The sequence below is a fragment of the Pirellulaceae bacterium genome (assembly GCA_019636385.1).
Classification (GTDB): Bacteria; Planctomycetota; Planctomycetia; order Pirellulales; family Pirellulaceae; genus Aureliella.
Genome location: JAHBXT010000006.1, coordinates 86,184 through 104,712 on the forward strand (window position 1 = coordinate 86,184; position 18,529 = coordinate 104,712).

At 54.5% G+C, this 18,529-nt stretch carries 17 protein-coding genes and 1 tRNA gene; 7 read left to right on the top strand and 11 right to left on the bottom strand.

What is annotated here, in order from left to right; genetic code table 11:
- Positions 1-134 precede the first annotated feature (134 nt).
- From KF752_19415 to KF752_19430, 4 genes are all read left to right on the top strand, one after another.
- Positions 135-392 (top strand): hypothetical protein, encoded by a 258-nt coding sequence (locus KF752_19415; protein MBX3423732.1) that lies wholly within the window; start codon positions 135-137, stop codon positions 390-392.
- A 109-nt stretch (positions 393-501) separates the two neighbouring features.
- Entirely contained in the window at positions 502-702 is a 201-nt protein-coding gene (locus tag KF752_19420; protein ID MBX3423733.1) for a hypothetical protein, read from the top strand.
- Positions 647-964 carry a hypothetical protein gene (locus tag KF752_19425; protein ID MBX3423734.1) on the top strand — a complete coding sequence of 106 codons (318 nt, stop codon included), beginning with the start codon at positions 647-649 and terminating at the stop codon, positions 962-964. The genes KF752_19420 and KF752_19425 overlap by 56 nt, the downstream gene beginning before the upstream one ends.
- A gap of 9 nt (positions 965-973) precedes the next feature.
- Positions 974-1,402 (top strand): hypothetical protein, encoded by a 429-nt coding sequence (locus KF752_19430; GenBank protein ID MBX3423735.1) that lies wholly within the window; start codon positions 974-976, stop codon positions 1,400-1,402.
- A 162-nt stretch (positions 1,403-1,564) separates the two neighbouring features.
- On the opposite strand, the gene KF752_19435 is transcribed toward KF752_19430, so the two are convergent.
- From KF752_19435 to rpsD, 6 genes are all read right to left on the bottom strand, one after another.
- On the bottom strand, positions 1,565-2,308 hold the full coding sequence (locus tag KF752_19435) for a hypothetical protein (GenBank protein MBX3423736.1): 744 nt from the start codon (positions 2,306-2,308) through the stop codon (positions 1,565-1,567).
- 183 nt (positions 2,309-2,491) lie between these two features.
- Positions 2,492-2,565: transfer RNA gene (locus KF752_19440), tRNA-Val, on the bottom strand.
- 104 nt (positions 2,566-2,669) lie between these two features.
- Positions 2,670-2,867, bottom strand: a complete 198-nt coding sequence (gene rpsU / locus KF752_19445) for a 30S ribosomal protein S21 (GenBank protein ID MBX3423737.1) — start codon at positions 2,865-2,867, stop codon at positions 2,670-2,672.
- Between the two features lie 329 nt (positions 2,868-3,196).
- Entirely contained in the window at positions 3,197-4,237 is a 1,041-nt protein-coding gene (locus tag KF752_19450; GenBank protein MBX3423738.1) for a galactitol-1-phosphate 5-dehydrogenase, read from the bottom strand.
- Between the two features lie 167 nt (positions 4,238-4,404).
- Positions 4,405-5,847 carry a dihydrolipoyl dehydrogenase gene (lpdA, locus tag KF752_19455; GenBank protein MBX3423739.1) on the bottom strand — a complete coding sequence of 481 codons (1,443 nt, stop codon included), beginning with the start codon at positions 5,845-5,847 and terminating at the stop codon, positions 4,405-4,407.
- Positions 5,848-5,973: 126 nt separating this feature from the next.
- On the bottom strand, positions 5,974-6,582 hold the full coding sequence (gene rpsD / locus KF752_19460) for a 30S ribosomal protein S4 (protein MBX3423740.1): 609 nt from the start codon (positions 6,580-6,582) through the stop codon (positions 5,974-5,976).
- Between the two features lie 482 nt (positions 6,583-7,064).
- Between rpsD and typA the strand changes: the two genes are divergently transcribed.
- On the top strand, positions 7,065-8,882 hold the full coding sequence (gene typA, locus KF752_19465; GenBank protein MBX3423741.1) for a translational GTPase TypA: 1,818 nt from the start codon (positions 7,065-7,067) through the stop codon (positions 8,880-8,882).
- Between the two features lie 21 nt (positions 8,883-8,903).
- On the opposite strand, the gene aspS is transcribed toward typA, so the two are convergent.
- Together aspS and KF752_19475 are read right to left on the bottom strand one after the other, a co-directional pair.
- The gene (gene aspS, locus KF752_19470; GenBank protein MBX3423742.1) at positions 8,904-10,685 is read right to left on the bottom strand and encodes an aspartate--tRNA ligase; all 1,782 of its coding nucleotides are present in this window, start codon (positions 10,683-10,685) and stop codon (positions 8,904-8,906) included.
- Positions 10,686-10,887: 202 nt separating this feature from the next.
- A complete protein-coding gene (locus KF752_19475) occupies positions 10,888-12,054 on the bottom strand; it encodes a hypothetical protein (protein ID MBX3423743.1) in 1,167 nt (388 codons plus the stop codon).
- A 299-nt stretch (positions 12,055-12,353) separates the two neighbouring features.
- On the opposite strand from KF752_19475, the gene KF752_19480 reads away from it, so the two are divergent.
- Positions 12,354-12,656 (top strand): acylphosphatase, encoded by a 303-nt coding sequence (locus KF752_19480; GenBank protein ID MBX3423744.1) that lies wholly within the window; start codon positions 12,354-12,356, stop codon positions 12,654-12,656.
- A 212-nt stretch (positions 12,657-12,868) separates the two neighbouring features.
- Positions 12,869-14,641 (top strand): ABC transporter permease subunit, encoded by a 1,773-nt coding sequence (locus KF752_19485; protein ID MBX3423745.1) that lies wholly within the window; start codon positions 12,869-12,871, stop codon positions 14,639-14,641.
- Between the two features lie 9 nt (positions 14,642-14,650).
- Here the strand turns inward: KF752_19485 and KF752_19490 are convergent, their stop codons facing one another.
- The 3 genes from KF752_19490 to KF752_19500 form a co-directional block, all read right to left on the bottom strand.
- Positions 14,651-15,142, bottom strand: a complete 492-nt coding sequence (locus KF752_19490) for a hypothetical protein (protein MBX3423746.1) — start codon at positions 15,140-15,142, stop codon at positions 14,651-14,653.
- 154 nt (positions 15,143-15,296) lie between these two features.
- A complete protein-coding gene (locus KF752_19495; GenBank protein ID MBX3423747.1) occupies positions 15,297-15,923 on the bottom strand; it encodes a superoxide dismutase in 627 nt (208 codons plus the stop codon).
- Positions 15,924-16,110: 187 nt separating this feature from the next.
- Positions 16,111-18,168, bottom strand: coding sequence for a diguanylate cyclase (locus KF752_19500; GenBank protein ID MBX3423748.1), 2,058 nt, complete (start codon positions 18,166-18,168; stop codon positions 16,111-16,113).
- Positions 18,169-18,529 lie beyond the last annotated feature (361 nt).

Consider the following 18,529-nt stretch of genomic DNA (forward strand, 5'->3'; position numbering starts at 1 on the left):
CCGCCACAGGTTAGCTGGCAATACGTTAACTGCCAACGGTACTCGGCAATGACCGGAAGCTTGCAGTCACGTTTCCGCACAGCTATACTTAACAGCCGTGGTGACTCAATTTGGTAGATAACAAGGAAATTATCATGAATCCAGATTCATCGGCAGTTCGCCAAAGTTTCAGTGCAAAGTTCCTCGCGGTGTTTAGCCTTGCGACATTCTGGGCGATCCCATTTGCTCCGCTCGTAATAATCGCTGCGCTCAGCAAATCGAAAAATTCGACTGGTTGGGTACGTCGGCTTTCGGTCTCAGCTGCCATTGTGTGTTCCGTCTATACCATCGCGATTGCGGCTTGGGTGCTTTGCCTCGCCATATACGTACTTACTGGTGGGCAACTTGCGTAGGTTACCACTGGTTGAACGTTGCACATGGGAGCACTCAGCTTGCTAGACGTTAGGCACTTCAAGGAGCGCCAACATCGCAACCATTTTATTAATTGCCCTATCTCTATTCTTGCTGTATGCAGGAGCTGAAGGCCTCGTTCGAGGTAGTTCGCCAATTGCACGTCGGTCGGGACTCAGCCAATTGACCGTCGGCCTGACCATTGTTGCCTTCGGGACGAGTTCTCCTGAGTTGGTCGTAAGCGCAAAAAGCAGCGCTGGCCCAGCAGGGCGATATCTCAGTTGCCAACGTTGTTGGTTCAAACTCTCTTAATATCGGGATTATTTTGGGCCTGACCGCTCTTGTTTGTCCAATTCCCGTTCACCTTAAAATTATCAGAGTTGACGCCCCGATTTGTCTCGCGGTTGCGATACTTCTGCCATGGATGCTGTCTGACAATACCGTCTTCCGCCCGGAAGGCTTAATGCTGTTGGTCGGTCTCGTGGCTTATACAGGGTACTGCGTATTACCAAGCCGCACTGCACTCACACTCGATTCTGTAGAGTTGGCTCATCCGTCGCTTGCAAAACATTGAAGCATTGACTTGCTAGTTGTGGCCGCAAGCCTGGGAGTTCTGGTAATTGGGTCGCGCTTACTCGTTGACAATGCGATCGTGTTGGCCAAGGTGTGGGGTGTATCCGAGGCTATTATTGGACTAACGATTGTTGCGGCTGGCACCAGCTTGCCAGAACTTGCAACATCCCTAGTGGCAGCGATTCGCAAGCAACCCCACATCGCCATCGGAAACATTGTTGGCTCCAATATTTTTAATGTTCTCGCGATTCTAGGGTTGAGTTCCATGGTCGCGCCACTCGATGCCCCTAGAATCTCGAAAACGCATGTAGCGGTGATGATCCTATTTACGGTATTGATAATTCCCATGCTCTACACAGGTAGATTGCTTCATCGCTTAGAAGGTGCCATACTTCTGTTACTCTACATCGCAGATCTAATAGCGTTGCGGCCTCATTAGGTGCTGAATGGGCTAGAGCATGCATCCTTAATCGCAAGTTCCGGTCGACGCTTACCTTTCCAGGCAACCGTCTGACTGGTAGTTGAGCGACCAAGTTATTCAGGCACCCTCGGCAATCCGACTTGTCTAGCCATCAAGCGACTGATGCCACAACGACTTTTGTTACGGCTTATACGGACGGTTAATGAATTTGGAGACGGCTAGCCCAAGGGCAGTGCCTACTAAGATCAAGAGCAGAAAGTAAATCGGCGACTGAGACCAGCGCCAGTTCTCCGTTAGCGTGGTGCCCAGAACAGTGCCAAGTGTGGCGATCGGCAAGAATAGCGCAGCCAGAGTATTGAGTCGATGGGCGGCGACAGTCATTTGCTGGGCGGCAGCGGATTGTTCGGCCGCGTTGCGAATCATGGCAACTTCCATTGAATTCTTCACGTCCGTATGCAGTAATTCAGCTTGTCGCGACAAATCGTAGGCCCGATCACGAGTCTCAATCAGCGACCGCTCGGCAGGGCATAGATCGCGGGCATGTTCCAACGCGGCCAGTAGATTCTTGAGTGTCCTCATGAGGGGTACGATTCCGTCCAGCACTGGCAGATAGTCGAGGGACTGATCGGCCTTTTGCTCCTCGATTTCGTAGCGCTCTAATCGCTTGGCGAACCGGTCCAAGTGCATGCTCAAGGCGGACTTACCTGGATCGCCATTGGACGCCCTCCATTGCCCTGTTGCATCTAACCAAAATAATATCCCTCGCCGTTGAGGCTGATCGGGCTCGGGTACATGGTGAGCCACAATCAGCAGGTGACCGTCGGCCTGCATGCATCGCTGGCTGCCAGCAGTTGACCCAAGACGTTCGCGGAACTGTTCAGGAAAGTCATTCCAAGTTACAGGGATCAGCGTTGGGCTCGACATGGAAGCTCTTCTGCGAGCACGGGGAGTGAGAGCCGAAAGTGTAACCCGGCCAGCCAGTGGCGATACAATTGACTACCGCTTTCGGCTCGATTTTCAGAAAGGGCAACTATTGCGAATCGTGAATTGGGCGTGGAGTGGGCAGTCGGGCGCTGGTACCCATGAAAGCCCGCCGATGAACGAGAGTGGGCGATGCAGGACTCGAACCTGCGACCCCCTGCTTGTAAGGCAGGTGCTCTAACCAACTGAGCTAATCGCCCTCGTGTTGCTTTCGGCCATTTAGTTTTCAGCCAAACGCATGAACAACGTTGGTGGCTGGTGCAAGGGCCGATAGGTTCTGGATACCCCAATTGACTATTGGAATCTAGGTGTTGGACAGCTGATTGGTCCGGCGTGAGCGTCGTTCGGCTCGCAAGCGGCTGCGTCGCTTGATTTCACTGGGCTTCTCGTAGAACTCGCGACGACGCATCTCCTTCTTGATGCCACTGCGCTCCACCAATTTTCGGAATCTACGGACCGCTTCTTGAATCGACTCACGGTCGCGTACTAACAATTTCACCATAAGGAAACCAGCTCCAAACTCCCAAATGCTTGTATTAATATCACTGATAACGATCCCGGCGGCGGGTATAGCATCCCCCGCGATACAGCGAGCGGCTGATTTTAGAGCACAGAAGCCGACCCGTCCAGGGCTGTTATCCCGCCGCATGAGAAGGCTAATGGCTGGATTTCGCCGGGATTTGCGGCTTATGAGTTGGGCAGGGGCAGCTTGGCAAACTGTCCTACACCAGCAAGTCGTCCCGAATTTCGTTGTTTAGCGATGGAATTTCTGTGAAAGCCTCACCGTCTGGCGATGGTGGCTACTGAGTTGAACGTAGTGGACGGGACTGTTCAATTGGCATTGGGCTGCAAGACAACCTTCATGGCACCGGGCAGGCCGGCGTACAGGCGTGCGAACCAGTCTGGACCGTCGCTCAGTTTGGCCAGCGCTGTGATCAGCGGTTGGACCTGGATGAGCCCACGACTAAGCAGGTCAATGCATTGCGGAATTTCGCCGTTCGAAGCGCAACTGCCATAGAGCGACAGTTCGCGAGTGACAACCTTTTGCAGCGGCAGTTCGACTTGAGGTGATATGTTGCCGACCAACGTAATGGCACCACCGCGACGCGTGCAGTCGATGGCGGTTCCTACGGTTGAGGAAGCTCCGACAACCTCCAAAGCAACATCGGCACCACGGCCGTGTGTGTGGCTAAGGATCTGCTGAATCACATCGGATTGTTGAGGATTCATGCAGTGAGACGCGCCGAATCGTTTGGCGAGCGACAACTTGGTATCGTCCAGATCAACAGCCATGACTTGCGAGCAGCCGGCCAACCGAATGGCTTGCACGACCAGCAGCCCAATCATTCCGCAGCCCACGACCACTGCTGAATCGCCAAGCTTCACCGGTGTCCTGTTAGCCGCATGAACAGCGATGGACACGGCTTCAATTAGTGCAGCGTGTTCAAAAGGTAAATCGTCCGGCAAGCGATAGCAGATATTCTGTGGCACGGCGACTAGTTCCGCAAACGCTCCGTGTCTACGGAATTCGTCGCAGGCCACTCCCAGCACCTGTCTCTGCTGGCATAGATTAATCGAGCCCCGTCGGCAGTAATGGCATCGGCCGCAAGAAACGGTGGAGTCGAAGGTCACTCGATCGCCTTCTCTGTACTCGGTAACACGGCTGCCGACGGCGGCAACTATTCCAGCGGCTTCGTGTCCCATGATCAGCGGCGGGCGACGACGACCGCTGGAGCCATCCCAGCCATGAATGTCGCTGCCGCAGATGCCACAGGCTTGGACTCGAACCAGCATATCCTCAGGCCCGATATCAGGCGTAGGCATATCGACGATTTCAAGCTTCTGATAATCGGTCAGCAGCATGGCTTTCATGGATGTTTACCTTCCTGCAATAAGATGACGATAATGGGTATGTGATGGCGCACGTCCAGCATCGATTCAGTCCGCCTTCGCCTGTCGCCTTCAATTAGTTTGAAAATGCAACAACGGTCTTGAGGAGGGCGTACTGGTCAAGCCCGATACGTCTGCATAATCCGATGCTACTTGGTGGCTGGTGCGGCGGATCGCTTGGGTTTGTAGATTTCGGTGGCGGTACCAAAGAAGACTTCACCGGCATTCATCAGTGTTTCGCTGAGCGTCGGATGTGGGTGAATGCTGTCGGTGATATCGCGAACTTCACAGCCCATTTCGATGGCCAGTACGGCTTCGGCAATCAGTTCGCCAGCACCGTGTCCGACGATGCCACAGCCCAGAACACGCTGAGATTGAGGATCGATAATCCATTTGGTCAGTCCATCGGTGCGACCAAGGGCTTGGGCGCGACCGCTGGCTGCCCAGGGGTACGTTTCAATGGCTACATCGCGACCAGCTTGCTTGGCTTGTTCTTCAGTCAAACCAGCCCAGGCAATTTCAGGGTCGGTGAACACGACGGCTGGTATGGCCGCTTTATCAAAAGCCACATTCTTACCATGGATCACTTCGATGGCCACTTTGGCTTCGTGCGCAGCTTTGTGAGCTAACATGGGTTCGCCAGCCACATCGCCAATTGCGAAGATGTGAGGGTCAGCCGTACGCTGCTGAGAATCACAGACTGCGAAACCGCGCTGGTCTAGCTGCACGCCGGTGGTTTCCAGGCCGAGTCCGCGCGTGACTGGACGTCGGCCAACGCTAACCAGCACGCGGTCAAAGCGCTCATGTCCGAATTTGCCACTACCTTCGAAAGTGACTTCGACTTGTCCACCAACTTCCGCCAGCGAGCCGACTTTAGTGTTTAAATAAATGCGTTTGCCAAACAGATGTTGAAGCCGCTTTTCCAGCGGCTTGACCAAGTCGCGATCGGCACCCATCAGCAGACCGTCCAGCAGTTCGACTACGGTGACCTGGCTGCCCAGGCTAGCGTAAACACTGCCCATCTCCAGACCGATATAACCGCCGCCGACAACCAGCAATGTTTTGGGAATGTCGTCCAACGCCAGAGCGCCGGTAGAATCGAACACCAACGGGCTGCCGATATCGAAACTGGCTGGCATCGCCGGGACGCTGCCGGTGGCAAGTACGCAGTGGTCAAAGGTCATCTGGCGTTCGGTCGGGATTGACTCGTGGTCACCATCCAGTCGCAGCGTCGTTGAGTTCTCAAAGATGCCTTTGGCCTGAATGACTCGAACGCCCCGACGTTTGGCCAAGCCCGACAGGCCACTACTGAGCGTTTGGATTACCTTTTCTTTGCGCTGGCGAATCTGCTGGATGTCGATGCGCGGAGGATCATAATGTACGCCCCAGTCTTGGCGGAGATGGTCGACCTCAGAAATGACTTGAGCCACATGCAGCAGAGCTTTTGACGGAATGCAACCGCGCAGCAGGCAGGTACCGCCCAGTCGCGATTCGGCTTCGACCAGAGTAACTGGGATACCCAAGTCGGCAGCCAGAAACGCGGCAGCATAACCACCGGGACCACCACCCAGAACGACCAGTTCGCTATGCATGTAAGCTACCTTCCTGAGCCAGTAGGCGGTCCTTCGTCAGACATATGGTCATATTGTGCTGGTCATCGCTACGCTCTGGCGAGCGTAGCTACGGAACTCCACGCTTTGGCGAGCGTAGCTACGGAATTAGCGAGCCAGGAACTCGACCACGATATTTCCATTGACCGGTAAGCTGATATCGTTGGCTGTTGGCAGGCTGAGTACGGTAGCCATCAAGTTTTCCGTATCAAAAGAGAGCCAGTCCAGCGATTGCGGCGGATTATTCGCGATGATGCCACGATAGAAACTTTTCAAGTTCTCGCGGCCACGGATTTCCACGACGTCTCCGGCGCGCAGCAGGAAGCTGGGCTTGCTGACCTTTTGACCGTTGACTCGAAAGTGACCGTGTACAATGCCTTGTCGTGCCTGAGGTCGCGTTTTGGTGAATCCAGCTCGTCGCACCACGTTGTCCAGTCGCCGCTCGCACATGGTCAGCAGGTCGAGAGCCGTATTGCCTTTGCCTGCCGAAGCTTTCTCGTAGTAGCGGCGCAGCTGGCGTTCGCCCAAGCCGTAGTAGTATTTGATCTTTTGCTTTTCTGTTAAAGCCGCACCATAGTTGCTAGTCTTGCGACCGCGCGGATGCATTCCGGGAGGGCTATCGCGACGTTCGCTGGCGCGTACTGCGCCGGCGCTTTCGTAAATGAGTGCGCTGAGTCGTCGATTGATACGAGCCTTTGGACCAGTGTAACGTGCCATTGAACGAATTTGCTCCTACAGCAACTAGCGGACAATCCCATCCGTCGCGGGTCACTTGGACCGCAAGCAGCGACGTGCCAATCCCGATAGCAGACAAGCCAAGGCGAAAACGACTATGATCAGTCAAATGGTCGCTGGCTCAAACTGCAGGGCGGCCGCCACGTTGGGGCCGCTGGGTTGGCGGGACAACTTCGAAAATCGGCCCACCAGTATCCTGGGAAATTCCTATTTTCACAAGGGCTTCCTGAATTGGGCCGCCCTGCCCTCCCGCATTTAGGGCAATTGCGACAGAATAGGGTCGCATGATGACTGCCGCAAACCAGCATGGCCGGGTTGGCCGGCAGTGCTTCCATGCTCTGGGCGCGCCTAGCTACCGAACGCGGGACGTCGGGACGGCCCGCAGCCGGCAGAGCTACAGTTTCGTCTGCATCAACAGCGCTCATGGCGAGCGCAGAAACACTTGGATATTGAGTTCTAACTTTATGCGCCGCAATGACTTACGGAATATTGTGATCATCGCCCACGTCGACCATGGGAAGACTTCATTGGTTGATTGTCTCTTGCGGCAAAGCGGCCAGTTCCGCGAATCCCAGTTGCAAGGCACCCAGATTCTGGACAGCAACGATCTGGAGCGCGAGCGGGGAATTACCATTCTAAGCAAAAATATTTCGCTGCCCTACAAAGGCGTGAAAATCAACATCATCGACACGCCGGGCCACGCCGACTTTGGTGGTGAGGTGGAGCGCGTGGTGCGGATGGCCGATGGTGCTCTGGTATTGGTGGACGCCGCTGAAGGCCCCATGCCGCAAACTCGATTTGTGCTATCCAAGGCCCTGGAAGTTGGCGTCAAACCCATCGTGGTCATAAACAAGATCGACCGCCCAGACGCACGATCTGCCGAGGTACTGGATGAAGCCCTCGAGCTGCTGGTTGATTTGGGTGGCGAGCAGTATCTCGAGCAGTTTGACTACATCTTTACATCTGCCAAGGAAGGTTATGCGGCCTACAATCCGACTCAGCCCACTAAGTCAATGGAGCCGCTGCTGGACATGGTGCTAGAGAAGATTCCCGGTCCAGAAGTCCAGCCCAATGCGCCGTTGCAATTGTTGGTAACCAATCTGGACTGGTCCGAATACGTCGGCCGGATTGCCGTTGGCCGGATCGAAGCCGGTACGTTGAAGACAAACCAGCCGATCGACCTGATCAAGGCAGATGGACCGCAGCCTGTGCAAGTTTCTACCGTTTGGACCTTTGATAAATTGGGTCGCGTGGAAGTAGCTGAGGCCACCGCCGGCGACATTGCGGCCGTTGTCGGAATGGAGCAGGTAGAAATCGGCGACACCCTGTGCGCGCGTGGTGAGAACTGTCCACTGCCACGTTTAACGGTCGATGAACCGACATTGGAAATGGTATTCAGCGTCAATAATTCGCCGTTTGCTGGCCGCGAAGGCAAATATGTTACCACGCGGCAAATTCGTGGACGCTTGGAACGCGAACTGGAACGCAACGTTGCCTTGCGCATGACGCCCGTGGAAGGAGCGGAGGCCTATGCGGTGCGGGGGCGAGGCGTGTTACACTTGGCGGTGCTCATCGAAACCATGCGCCGTGAGGGATTTGAATTTTCGGTCGGTAAGCCAACCGTCGTGCTGCGCGAAATCAACGGCAAGATGCATGAGCCTTATGAGACGCTGAGTGTCGAGGTGCCGGAGGATAAGGTTGGTCCGGTGATGGAATTGGTCGGTGCACGACGCGGACTGTTAGAACAGATGCTGCCGCGCGGGTCGTACTCGTTGTTGCAATTTGATATTCCTGCACGCGGATTGATTGGACTGCGTACTCGGCTACTCAATGCCACGCAGGGTACGGCTATTATTCACCACCGCTACAATGGCTATAAGGCTCGCGAAGGCGAAGTACCTGGACGCAGCAACGGGGTATTGGTGTCGATGGTCACCGGCAAGGCGGTAGGCTTCGCGCTGTTTGGTTTACAGGATCGCAGCGAACTGTTCGTAGCTCCCGGTGACGAAGTGTACGAAGGAATGATCGTGGGCGAAAACGCTCGCGACAACGATCTGACCGTCAACCCTTGTCGCGAAAAGAAGCTGACCAATATTCGAGCTGCAGGGAGCGACGAGAACATCATTCTCAAGCCGCCAAGAGAATTGTTTCTTGAAGCAGCCCTGGAATATATCGAGTCCGATGAATTGGTCGAGATCACCCCCAAATCGATTCGGCTGCGGAAAATGAGCCTCCGTGAATCCGATCGCCGCCGTCAAACTCGGGCTGCGGCAACGCGGTGAGCCAGTTGCGAAGGCGGTCGATCAAGGCTTGCTCGGTGGCGTTTCGACTGCGATGTGCAGTTCGTGCAGTTGCTTGGCATCCACGGTGCCGGGAGCCTCGGTCATCATGTCCATCGCCCGCTGCGTTTTGGGGAAGGCAATGCAATCGCGGATGTTGTCCAGTCCGCCAAAGAGCATAACAACGCGGTCAATACCCAGCGCGATACCGCCGTGTGGTGGAGCGCCGTAACGTAGTGCGTCCAGCAAGAATCCGAAACGCTCTTCGGCCATTTCGTCCGAGATGCCCAGCAGATTGAACACCTGTTGTTGCACTTGGCTATCGTGAATTCGGATGGTGCCGCCACCGGCTTCGTAGCCGTTGATTACCAGATCATAGGCTTTCGCGCGACAGGCTTGGGGATCGGAACTGAGCCTGGCCAAGTCTTGATCACGCGGTGCGGTGAATGGGTGGTGCATGGCTACCCAGCGATCTTCCTGCGCGTCGTGCTCGAACATGGGGAATTCCACGACCCAAGAAAAATTCATTTGGCCAGGGTCATACAGCTTCAGTTCGGTGGCCAGTCGACGGCGCAACCCATTGAGTCCCTTGCACGTAACTTCCCACGAGTCGGCCAGCAGTAACATTAAATCGCCAGGTTGCGCTTGAAACGCAGCCTTGATACCGTCTAGGAGTGCGGGCTCGAGATTCTTGCTGATGGGCGACCACAGTGTTCCGTCTGGTTCCACACGGAACCAAGCCAAGCCTTTAGCGCCAAAATCGTGCTTGACGAAATCGGTCAGTTCGTCGATTCGCTTGCGAGAGAAGGCCTCGGCGCAGCCATCGACTTTGATACCCCGAACCATTCCACCTGAATCAACCGCGCCGCGAAATACGCGAAACTCGGTCTGTTTGGCCAATTGGCTGCAGTCGACGATCTCCATACCGTAGCGCAGGTCAGGCGCATCGCTGCCGAACCGGCGCATGGCTTCGTCGTAGGTCATTCGCGGTAACGGCAGCTTCAGATCGATGTCCAGCAACTGTTTGGCCAGTCTGGCAACCAAACCGTCAATCATGCCGATGATGTCGTCGGCATTAACGAAAGACATTTCCATGTCGAGCTGCGTGAATTCGGGCTGCCGATCGGCGCGAAGATCCTCGTCACGGAAGCAGCGAGCGATTTGCACATAGCGATCATAGCCAGCCACCATGAGAATCTGTTTATACAATTGTGGCGACTGAGGCAGCGCGAAGAAGTGCCCCCAGTGCACGCGGCTGGGAACCAAGTAATCGCGGGCTCCTTCCGGAGTGCTACGCCCCAAAATGGGCGTTTCCACGTCGATGAAATCTTGTTCTGCGAAATAGTCGCGAATGGTTTTGATGATTCGGCTACGCAGCAACAGAGTGTGCTGCATCGACTGGCGACGCAAATCCAAATAGCGATACTTCAGCCGGATGTCCTCGCCGGGGAGGTCACCGCTGTCGGGGAAAAACGGTGGCGTCTTGCAGCGGTTCAGCACCTCCAGGTCGTTAGCCTGAAGCTCGATTTCACCCGTGGCCAGCTTGCTGTTGTCCTTGCCTTCCAGGCGGGACCTGACCGTACCGCGAACCAGCACGACGTCCTCGCCACGCAAGCTTTTGGCCAATTGCAGCGACTCCAGCCCACTGTCGGGATCAAAGACGACTTGCGTCTTGCCGTAACGATCCCGCAGGTCCACAAAGACCAGCTTGCCGTACTCTCTGGATGTATCCACCCAACCACATAGGCTGACCTGCTGGCCGACGTGGCTGTTTCGCAATTCTCCGCAAGTATGTGTACGTAGCAAGGTTGGTATCCCCAAACTGGTTATTGAAATTGGCGGTGATTCTAGCTGGGCTGCATTCCGCAGTGGGCGGCGGGACCGTAAACTCTGACAGAACACAGATTTTAGTAGCGTTTAACAATCCGCCTAGGCTGAGTAGGTGATTGGCCGAAACACGCCGCGGACCGTGGAGAGAGCGCGCAGTCGCGAGGGTGTCTGTGGTGGATCAGTACCGCATGTCTGCACTGTCGGTAGCTGGTGCCGAACTTCGGGCCGAGCGAAGCCGATTGAATTCGCTCGGATCAAACGGGTCTTCAGCGTTTTGAACCTTGGAATCGGAGGACGGGCTGCCGGGTACTGGTCGCAGACGAGCAGCACCCGGCGGCAGCGGATTGAGCGCAGATTGCGGTTGTAAGTCCGACCTTTCAGTGGAGGTTGCAGCGGGTCGCGATTGAGCTAATTGAGTTGCCTCGGCGGTTACCACCGGATTCTGAATAAGCTGAATCCACGCCTCCAAGTCATGAATTAGTCGAGTGTCCTGGTGCGTCAGAGCGGCGGTTGGTCGCCAGCCGTGCGGTCGGGTGGCATACTCAATCAAAGCAGATCGCGCAGCAGGGTCTTGACTGACGTGCTGCAACACGGACTGCAGGTTTGAACTGCTGCGCTGAGCTGACTGGACGCCACGAATTTCGAGCAGTCGCAAAGAATTATTTGAAGTTGCACCGTGGCAGCTCGCTTGTCCACAGCGGTTGAGCAATACATGTTGAATCTGTTCGACGAATCGCGTCTGTACCTGTGGCAGTATGTGGTGGATACTATTCGTGTTCGCCGGTGATGATGTGATAGTGCGCGCCTCAGACGGACGAGTGCTGGCCGGCTGCACTCCAATCAGGTGTGAACTCTCGGTAGATGTTGGAGCACTTTGCCCGGCGGTTCGTTGGAGGATATGTGTGGTGGGTAAAGGAGCTAACCCCAAGTGACTTCGAAGTTCTGGCTGTCGCAGCATCATGTCTCTAATCTCGACGCCCAACTGACGAACTTGTGGGTGCGCTTCGGGTGGATGTGACTTGATAAGTCTTAGATAGTGTTCGCCAGCCTCAGCCAGCAGATTGGCTCCCAAGCACCAGCGAGCCAATTTGAAGTGATCGCCGGCTCGAACTCCTACAGACAGCTTGCTAAGCTTGTAACGATAGATGTCGTCCAGACTTGACCCAACGCATTGAACCTGATTGCGGTGGACAGTTATTTCGTTGCCCTCGTTCTGTCGAATCCGACAGCGATCGGGCAGCATTTCGATTTGTCCTTGCAGACAGCGATCGTTGCTCAGCAGTACATAGGCTGACTGCCATTGCTGACCCCAGCTTACCGCGGGGCTGACAAGGCAAACAATCACCGCAACCAGCAGGGTAATTGCTGGCAGCCGAGCGGTTGATACTGTTGGTTTTGGAGCGGGCACTGCTAAAATGGCCGATTCGTTAGTTGGCAAAAGTGGCCAGCTTTGGGGCGAGCGGTCAATACGAATCTGCCAGCAGCTACCGTCGCCCGACGACTGCAGGTGAGCTTGTTCACAGTCTGGCGACGGTAACTATTGACGGGCCGCTTGCCTTGGGCGTACTGAGGTCGGAGCCGTGTGGCAGGAGAATAGAAAAAGCCGGTAAGCGGCGTCAAGCGGTACCCAACAGAGAGGTGGCGATGGGAAACAAGTCAATTCAGAAGGTACGGGCGATCTACTCTGGTCGCGTGCAAGGCGTTGGCTTCAGAATGACGGTTAGCCAGTTGGCTCGGCGACTGCCGGTCACAGGCATGGTCTGCAACGTTAGCGATGGCAGCGTCGAAATGGTTGCCGTGGGAGACGCCAAATCCCTAACCAAGTTGCTTCAGGAGATTGACCGGGCAATGTCGCGCAACATCGTACATTGCCAGCTTGACTGGTTGGACGGTCAGCCACAGGAGTTTACTGAGTTTTCCATCGCAACGGATAAGTGGAAGCCTTAGGAGTCTTTAAAAGTCAAGGTATCGAAGAACCAGTTCAGCAAGCTGGCAAGCTTGCCAAGATAGGTTATCAAGTGTGAAGCTGCTAAAACGAAGCTGCCCATTTGGGTGGTGTGTGGGGCTTTGAGATCGTAGCGGATTGAGTAGTATGGTGACTATCGTTGATTTCAGGATAGTTGAAGTTCCCTAGTCGTCGATTGCAGGCAATTGATTCTATGTTTTTCACGTCTTCGCCTTTTCTCAGTTTTCCACTGGCTCAGGCCGGTTCGTCATGGCTGACTGTGTGGTTGACGCCGGTTTGGTATTTAGCCACTGGAATCGCATTGGGGCTAATTGCGTTAGCGCTATGCGTACTGTTGTTTCAAGCACTGTCGCATACCCCTTGGTCGAGGTTATCCGCCAAACCGGCAGGGCATGTAGTGGCTGCAGTAATTGCCGGACTACTAACGGGATCGCTACTGTGGGTTGTGCCGGAATCGGTTTGGGGCGACGCGAAGTTGCAGGAGCCGTTGCTGCTGGGGATTGCGGCTGCGCTATTGTGTGCCTTGGTGGGCTGGGCTGTAGTGTTTTGTTGTGGGCGTCAGGCGGCAAAGAGCTCTTGGGCGACGCTATCCGAAGGGGCAGCGGGCACCATTGCTACGGTAGGGCTGATCGTCGTTTTAGTTGGCGCAGCGCTGTGGGCAATCGGCAGTCAGATGGTTACTTCTATTGTAGACCAGCCGTTGGCGGCGCTTAAGAGTATTCCGGAGGTGTTCACTTCAGGTCAGCAGCCCGCGTTGGTTGCACTCCTGGAGGCTCGTCCACCTGACGGCAATGCACCGCTGGTGGAGTTGCAAATGCCGGGGGATTTTGCTCGTGTTCACCAGTTTCGACTTTCAAGCAACACTACCATTTTGTTGGGCGATGCGCCCCATGCCGCTGATTTTTCACGAGCGCCCTATCGTTTGGCTGCTGGAGAGGCAATCGACTGGAATCGCAGTCAGCCGCTGAGCGATTTGCCGATCGCGTACGAGCCCGGCACAGCAGTTTATGCTCAAAATCAAGAAATTGAGCCGTCGAGTGTCACGATTGAATATCAAACCGACCCACCTGTTCCTCAGGCATCTTCATTGATAACAATTGCTTTAGCGACACTGTTGTTTGGATTGGCGGTCCTGTTGCAAAGCGCCGTCGCACCACGCGTATCAGCGGTAGCTCTGGCCACGATGAAGAATGAATTGGCCCAGCCCTTGTTTCTAGTGCTTATCGCGTTGGGCAGCGTCCTGATTTTGTTGTATGAGTTCTTGTCGTTTAATACGTTTGGTGAGGACATCAAGTTGCTCAAAGACTGTGGTATCACTACGATCATGCTGTTGGCGGCGTTCCAGGGCGTGTGGTCGGCCAGCAGCTCGATCAGCGAAGAGATCGAAGGTCGTACGGCACTGACCGTATTGAGTAAGCCCATTCAGCGCCGCAGCTTCGTGATAGGCAAGTTCATGGGGCTGTTTTGGGTTGTGGCACTGATCTTTGTGGTTCTAGGCATCATGTTGCTGGTGGCTGTGGCCTACAAACCTATTTACGATGCCCGTGAGTCTTCTTTAGATATGCCTACTTGGCAAGCTTGTCATACGGAGATGTTGCATACGGTGCCGGGTTTGGCGATGGGGTTCATGCAGGCCATACTGCTGACTGCAGTGAGCGTAGCCTTGGCCACGCGACTGCCACTGTTAGTGAACTTGTCGATTTGTTTCGCCATCTACGTTGTGGGAAATCTATCGACCTCAATCATCAGCAGCACTGCTGGGACGTTTCCCATCGTAGAGTTTGTCGCGCAGTTGATTGCTACAGTCATTCCCATCCTGGAGCATTTTCAGTTGCAGACAGCGATTGACGCTGATCGGCCGATCACCATGTCGCTGTTGTGCGGCAATTTGATCTATTGCCTGCTGTACGTCACCTTAGCCATGTTTCTGGCACTGCTGCTGTTCGAGGATCGGGACTTGGCGTAGCTGACTGCGCTAGAAGCGGGGGCGTTCCTGCCTCAGAAAGTCATTGACGGTCGAAATCTCAGGCTCTTCAGGTTGTGGTTGCCACCACCAGCGAGTTGTTTTTGGTGAAGTCGCGCTGCTACCGGCCGTGTCCTTAGAAGAGGACCTGTCATCGAATGGGTTCAGGAAATCGACCGTGTTATTCCACCATCGGCGCGTGGTCCGTCGGGTTTGAGTCACCGCATTGAGTGCGGACTCCTTCACCGATGAAAAGCCAGGTAGCGTCGGCCACGAGGGGGTTGGCAGCTCGGGAAACTTCAGTCCAGAGCCTCGACTGGGTGAATCAAATACGCTGCTTGGCCGTTCAGTATTTGGGACATTGTCTTGAGAATCGCTGATGGTCCAGGTGATCGGCTTGCCAGGTCCAGTGTTACTAGCTGCAGTGTTGCCAGATTGACCAACAGCGTATGCAGGCGCAGTTGCCAATCCCAAACACAATAAGAGCGTCAATCTGCCGTTCAATTTGATTCTCCCAGTGAAAATCACACCACGCCAAGCTATTCCAAGCCTAGTGTCGCGAAATTAACACAGGGAGAATCGCAAATTACGCACAATATGTCGAGACCGCTTCCGGTAAATGCGTCACACGCCTAATTGGCAGCATTGTTCATTATGACTAGGCGGTCGCGGCTGCAAACCGTTCAGCGACGGCTGGCCAATTGACCACATTCCAGAAAGCGTTGATATAGTCGGGACGTCGATTCTGGTAATTGAGATAGTAAGCGTGCTCCCAGACGTCTAGTCCTAGGACCGGCACGCCAGCGATGCCAGCAATATCCTTCCCCATCAATGGGCTATCCTGGTTGGCCGTCGAGCCAACTGCCAGCTTGCCGTCAGCGACGTACAGCCAGGCCCAGCCACTGCCAAACCGCGTGGTGCCGGCAGCGGTAAATAATTCTTTGAATTTATCGAACGAACCGAAAGCAGCGTCGATAGCACTGGCCAGCGAACCGCTAGGAGTGCCGCCCGCGTTTGGCCCCATCACGGTCCAGAACAGTGAATGATTGGCGTGGCCACCTCCATTATTACGCACGGCTGCCCGTTTGGCTTCTGGAACTGCCGCAAGTTTGGCGATCAGATCCTCGACGCTCATCGAATCAAATTCGGTTCCAGCAATGGCACCATTGACATTGTTGATGTATGCCTGGTGGTGTTTGGTGTGGTGGATTTCCATTGTCCGCGCATCGACATGTGGTTCCAGTGCGTCGTAAGCATACGGTAATGAAGGTAGTTGAAATGCCATAATTGTTTTCCTCAGCCATGCAAATGAGTCGTACGAGAAGGCGCGCTGTAAGACGGCAGAGCCAATCTTAAGTGCCGCCGGGCAGCATACCAAGACGATATTCGGGAATGCCCAGTCTGACAACCGGGGGTAGGTTGTCAATGAAACTGCTGCAACCTCAGCATCCCGGTAAGATGAGCCAAATGGCCTAACGCGGTTTGATGATTGAAGGACGCAATTCGTCGTCTACTTCTTCCGCGACCATATACGCCTGAAAGCTCAATAGAACCTGCTGCGCCTGGCCTTCCAAAGAAGATAGCCGACGATCTCGTGACTTGACGGGATGCATGGTAACCAACATTAGTGTGCGGTCCTGGTAAACCGTGTTACGTCCATTGCTGCAGTACTTTACGTTTTGAATTTTAATATTCATCAACAAGGCCACCGCATGTTCACCGCGCCGCCGAGCGCTTTCCATGCTTTTAACGCGAATGGAGATCCGCTCGCCGTGGGCGGATAGGATTTCGGCTCGATGGTCACGTACAAAACCTTGCAGCTTCTGCGCGGCAATTTCCATGGGGACTGCCGTCAAGTACTCTCGCTTGGCCAACGGACGATTCTGTCCGATAAACCAGTTTAACCAGCCACTTTTTTGATTCGATTGACTGGCTTCGGTCGTGATGCTTTCCTCTGGGAGTTTGATTTGTAATTCCAGTCTGTTTCCGCCCAGTTGTACAACGCGGTTCCGTCCAGTTTCTTTAGCGGTCATCAGAGCGCGATCAGCACGAGCCATGAACGTTTCAGCATCATCGCCTTGTTGAAGTTGCGTGACTCCGAAACTCGACGTCATTGTCTTGCCCTTGAGGGAAGGCACCGGCGTACTGCTGACAATGTGCCGCAGCTTTTCAGCTTGGGCATGTGCTGCCTGGATATCGCATGAATCGCACAGTATTACGAACTCTTCCCCGCCATAACGCGCCACAAGATCGTCCCGTCGAGCATGGTCACGCAGGAGGTTCGCAAATGTAATGAGCGCTTGATCGCCTGCCTGGTGTGAGTAGCTATCGTTGATGCGCTTGAAAAAGTCGATGTCGCACATGATCACCGAACCTGGCGTGCCCGTGGCGCTATGTTCAATGACAAATTGCTCTAAGCTGCGGTTGAGTTCTGCACGGTTTGCAACTTTTGTTAGCGGGTCTTGGGTAGCGATCGCATGCAGCGCACGTACTTTCATTTCCAAGTCGCTCTGCAGCGATGCATCGCGGATCAGTAAAATGAATCCTGCAAAAGATCCGTCACTGGTAAACAGCGGAATCGCCGTGAATTGAACTAGGCTTTGCCGGCCGTTCGCGTGAACTGCGGTCAGGCGTACCACGTGCTGGGTGTTGGTCTTGAGCGCTAGTTGTAACGGACAGTTTTCAGATTGAATCGGCTGGCCAGCCTCACATAGCAAACCCATCAACGTTGGGTTCCACTGGCAATATTGAACGGATTCTGAAGTGCGACCACTGAGCTGTTCAGCAGCCCGATTCCAGTGCAATATCTTGCCTTGGTTGTCGAGATAGACAGCAGCATCGGTCAGTGAATCGAGTAATCGCTGGTGAAACAGCGTGTTCACTAGGCTTTCTTCTGCCGCGCTGCCAACCAGCACCGCACCCGTGAAGGATTGGTGCGATTCTTTTGACAACTGACTGAGCCAGCGCTGGGCAATCAGTGATTCCAATTCGGGCCTGGGTTGATTGATAAGTTCTGAAAAATTGGTGACTAATTCAGGGTCGAATTGCGTTCCCGCGTGCGCAAATAACTCATCCAGAGCCTGTTCTCGACTAAACGCCGCACGAAATACCTGGACGGTCGTCATGGAATCAAAAGCATCTACAATCTGCAGCATGCGTGCCAGAGGGCACCCGGCTCGACCAGAGTCGAATGTGTACCGCGCCTGTTCGATCGCCTGCAACAACGTATGATCTGCGCCCACACCATGCAGGATTTCTAAGCTATGGCTGGTAGTTAAATCCATCGCATGCAGTTCGTCTCGATTCAACTGGCTGGGTTTTTGTAGAATCAAGTCAGGTACGCCAATCTTGCCGAGGTCATGGAGCAGTCCGGCAAGTTCTAACGTGTCGCGGCTTTCTGAGGGTAAACTGCAAAACGTAGCCCACTTGGAACAACCCAGGGCCACACGCAAGCAGTGAGCAGCGCTGGGCGGATGTTTGGCTCGCAAAGCATAAAATAGGCCGACGTACGGACCTAATCGGGCACGCACAAGTCGATCCTGAACTGATATATCGGTTCGCAAACGCGTCGGCGGGTGAGTTGCTGCCAATGTATCGGCAGTGGAAGCGTTCAATGATGCTTGCATCGGAGTTTGGGGCGGCAATTCTGGCAGCAACGTCAAAATGCGCACTGGGCGCAACAGAAGATACGAAAGCCTAGGTCGGCTGGGCATCCGCGTCAAAAACTACTGCCCAGGTAGCGGTTCTTTCCCGCATCGTACTGACCTTACTTTCATCACCATCGGCACGATCGGTAATTCGATTTGAACCCAAACTACTCCGCTAACCTTACCGATTCAACCTTGACACAGCCAACACGGTTGTGAGACTCTCCCAGTCTGATACGGTCCG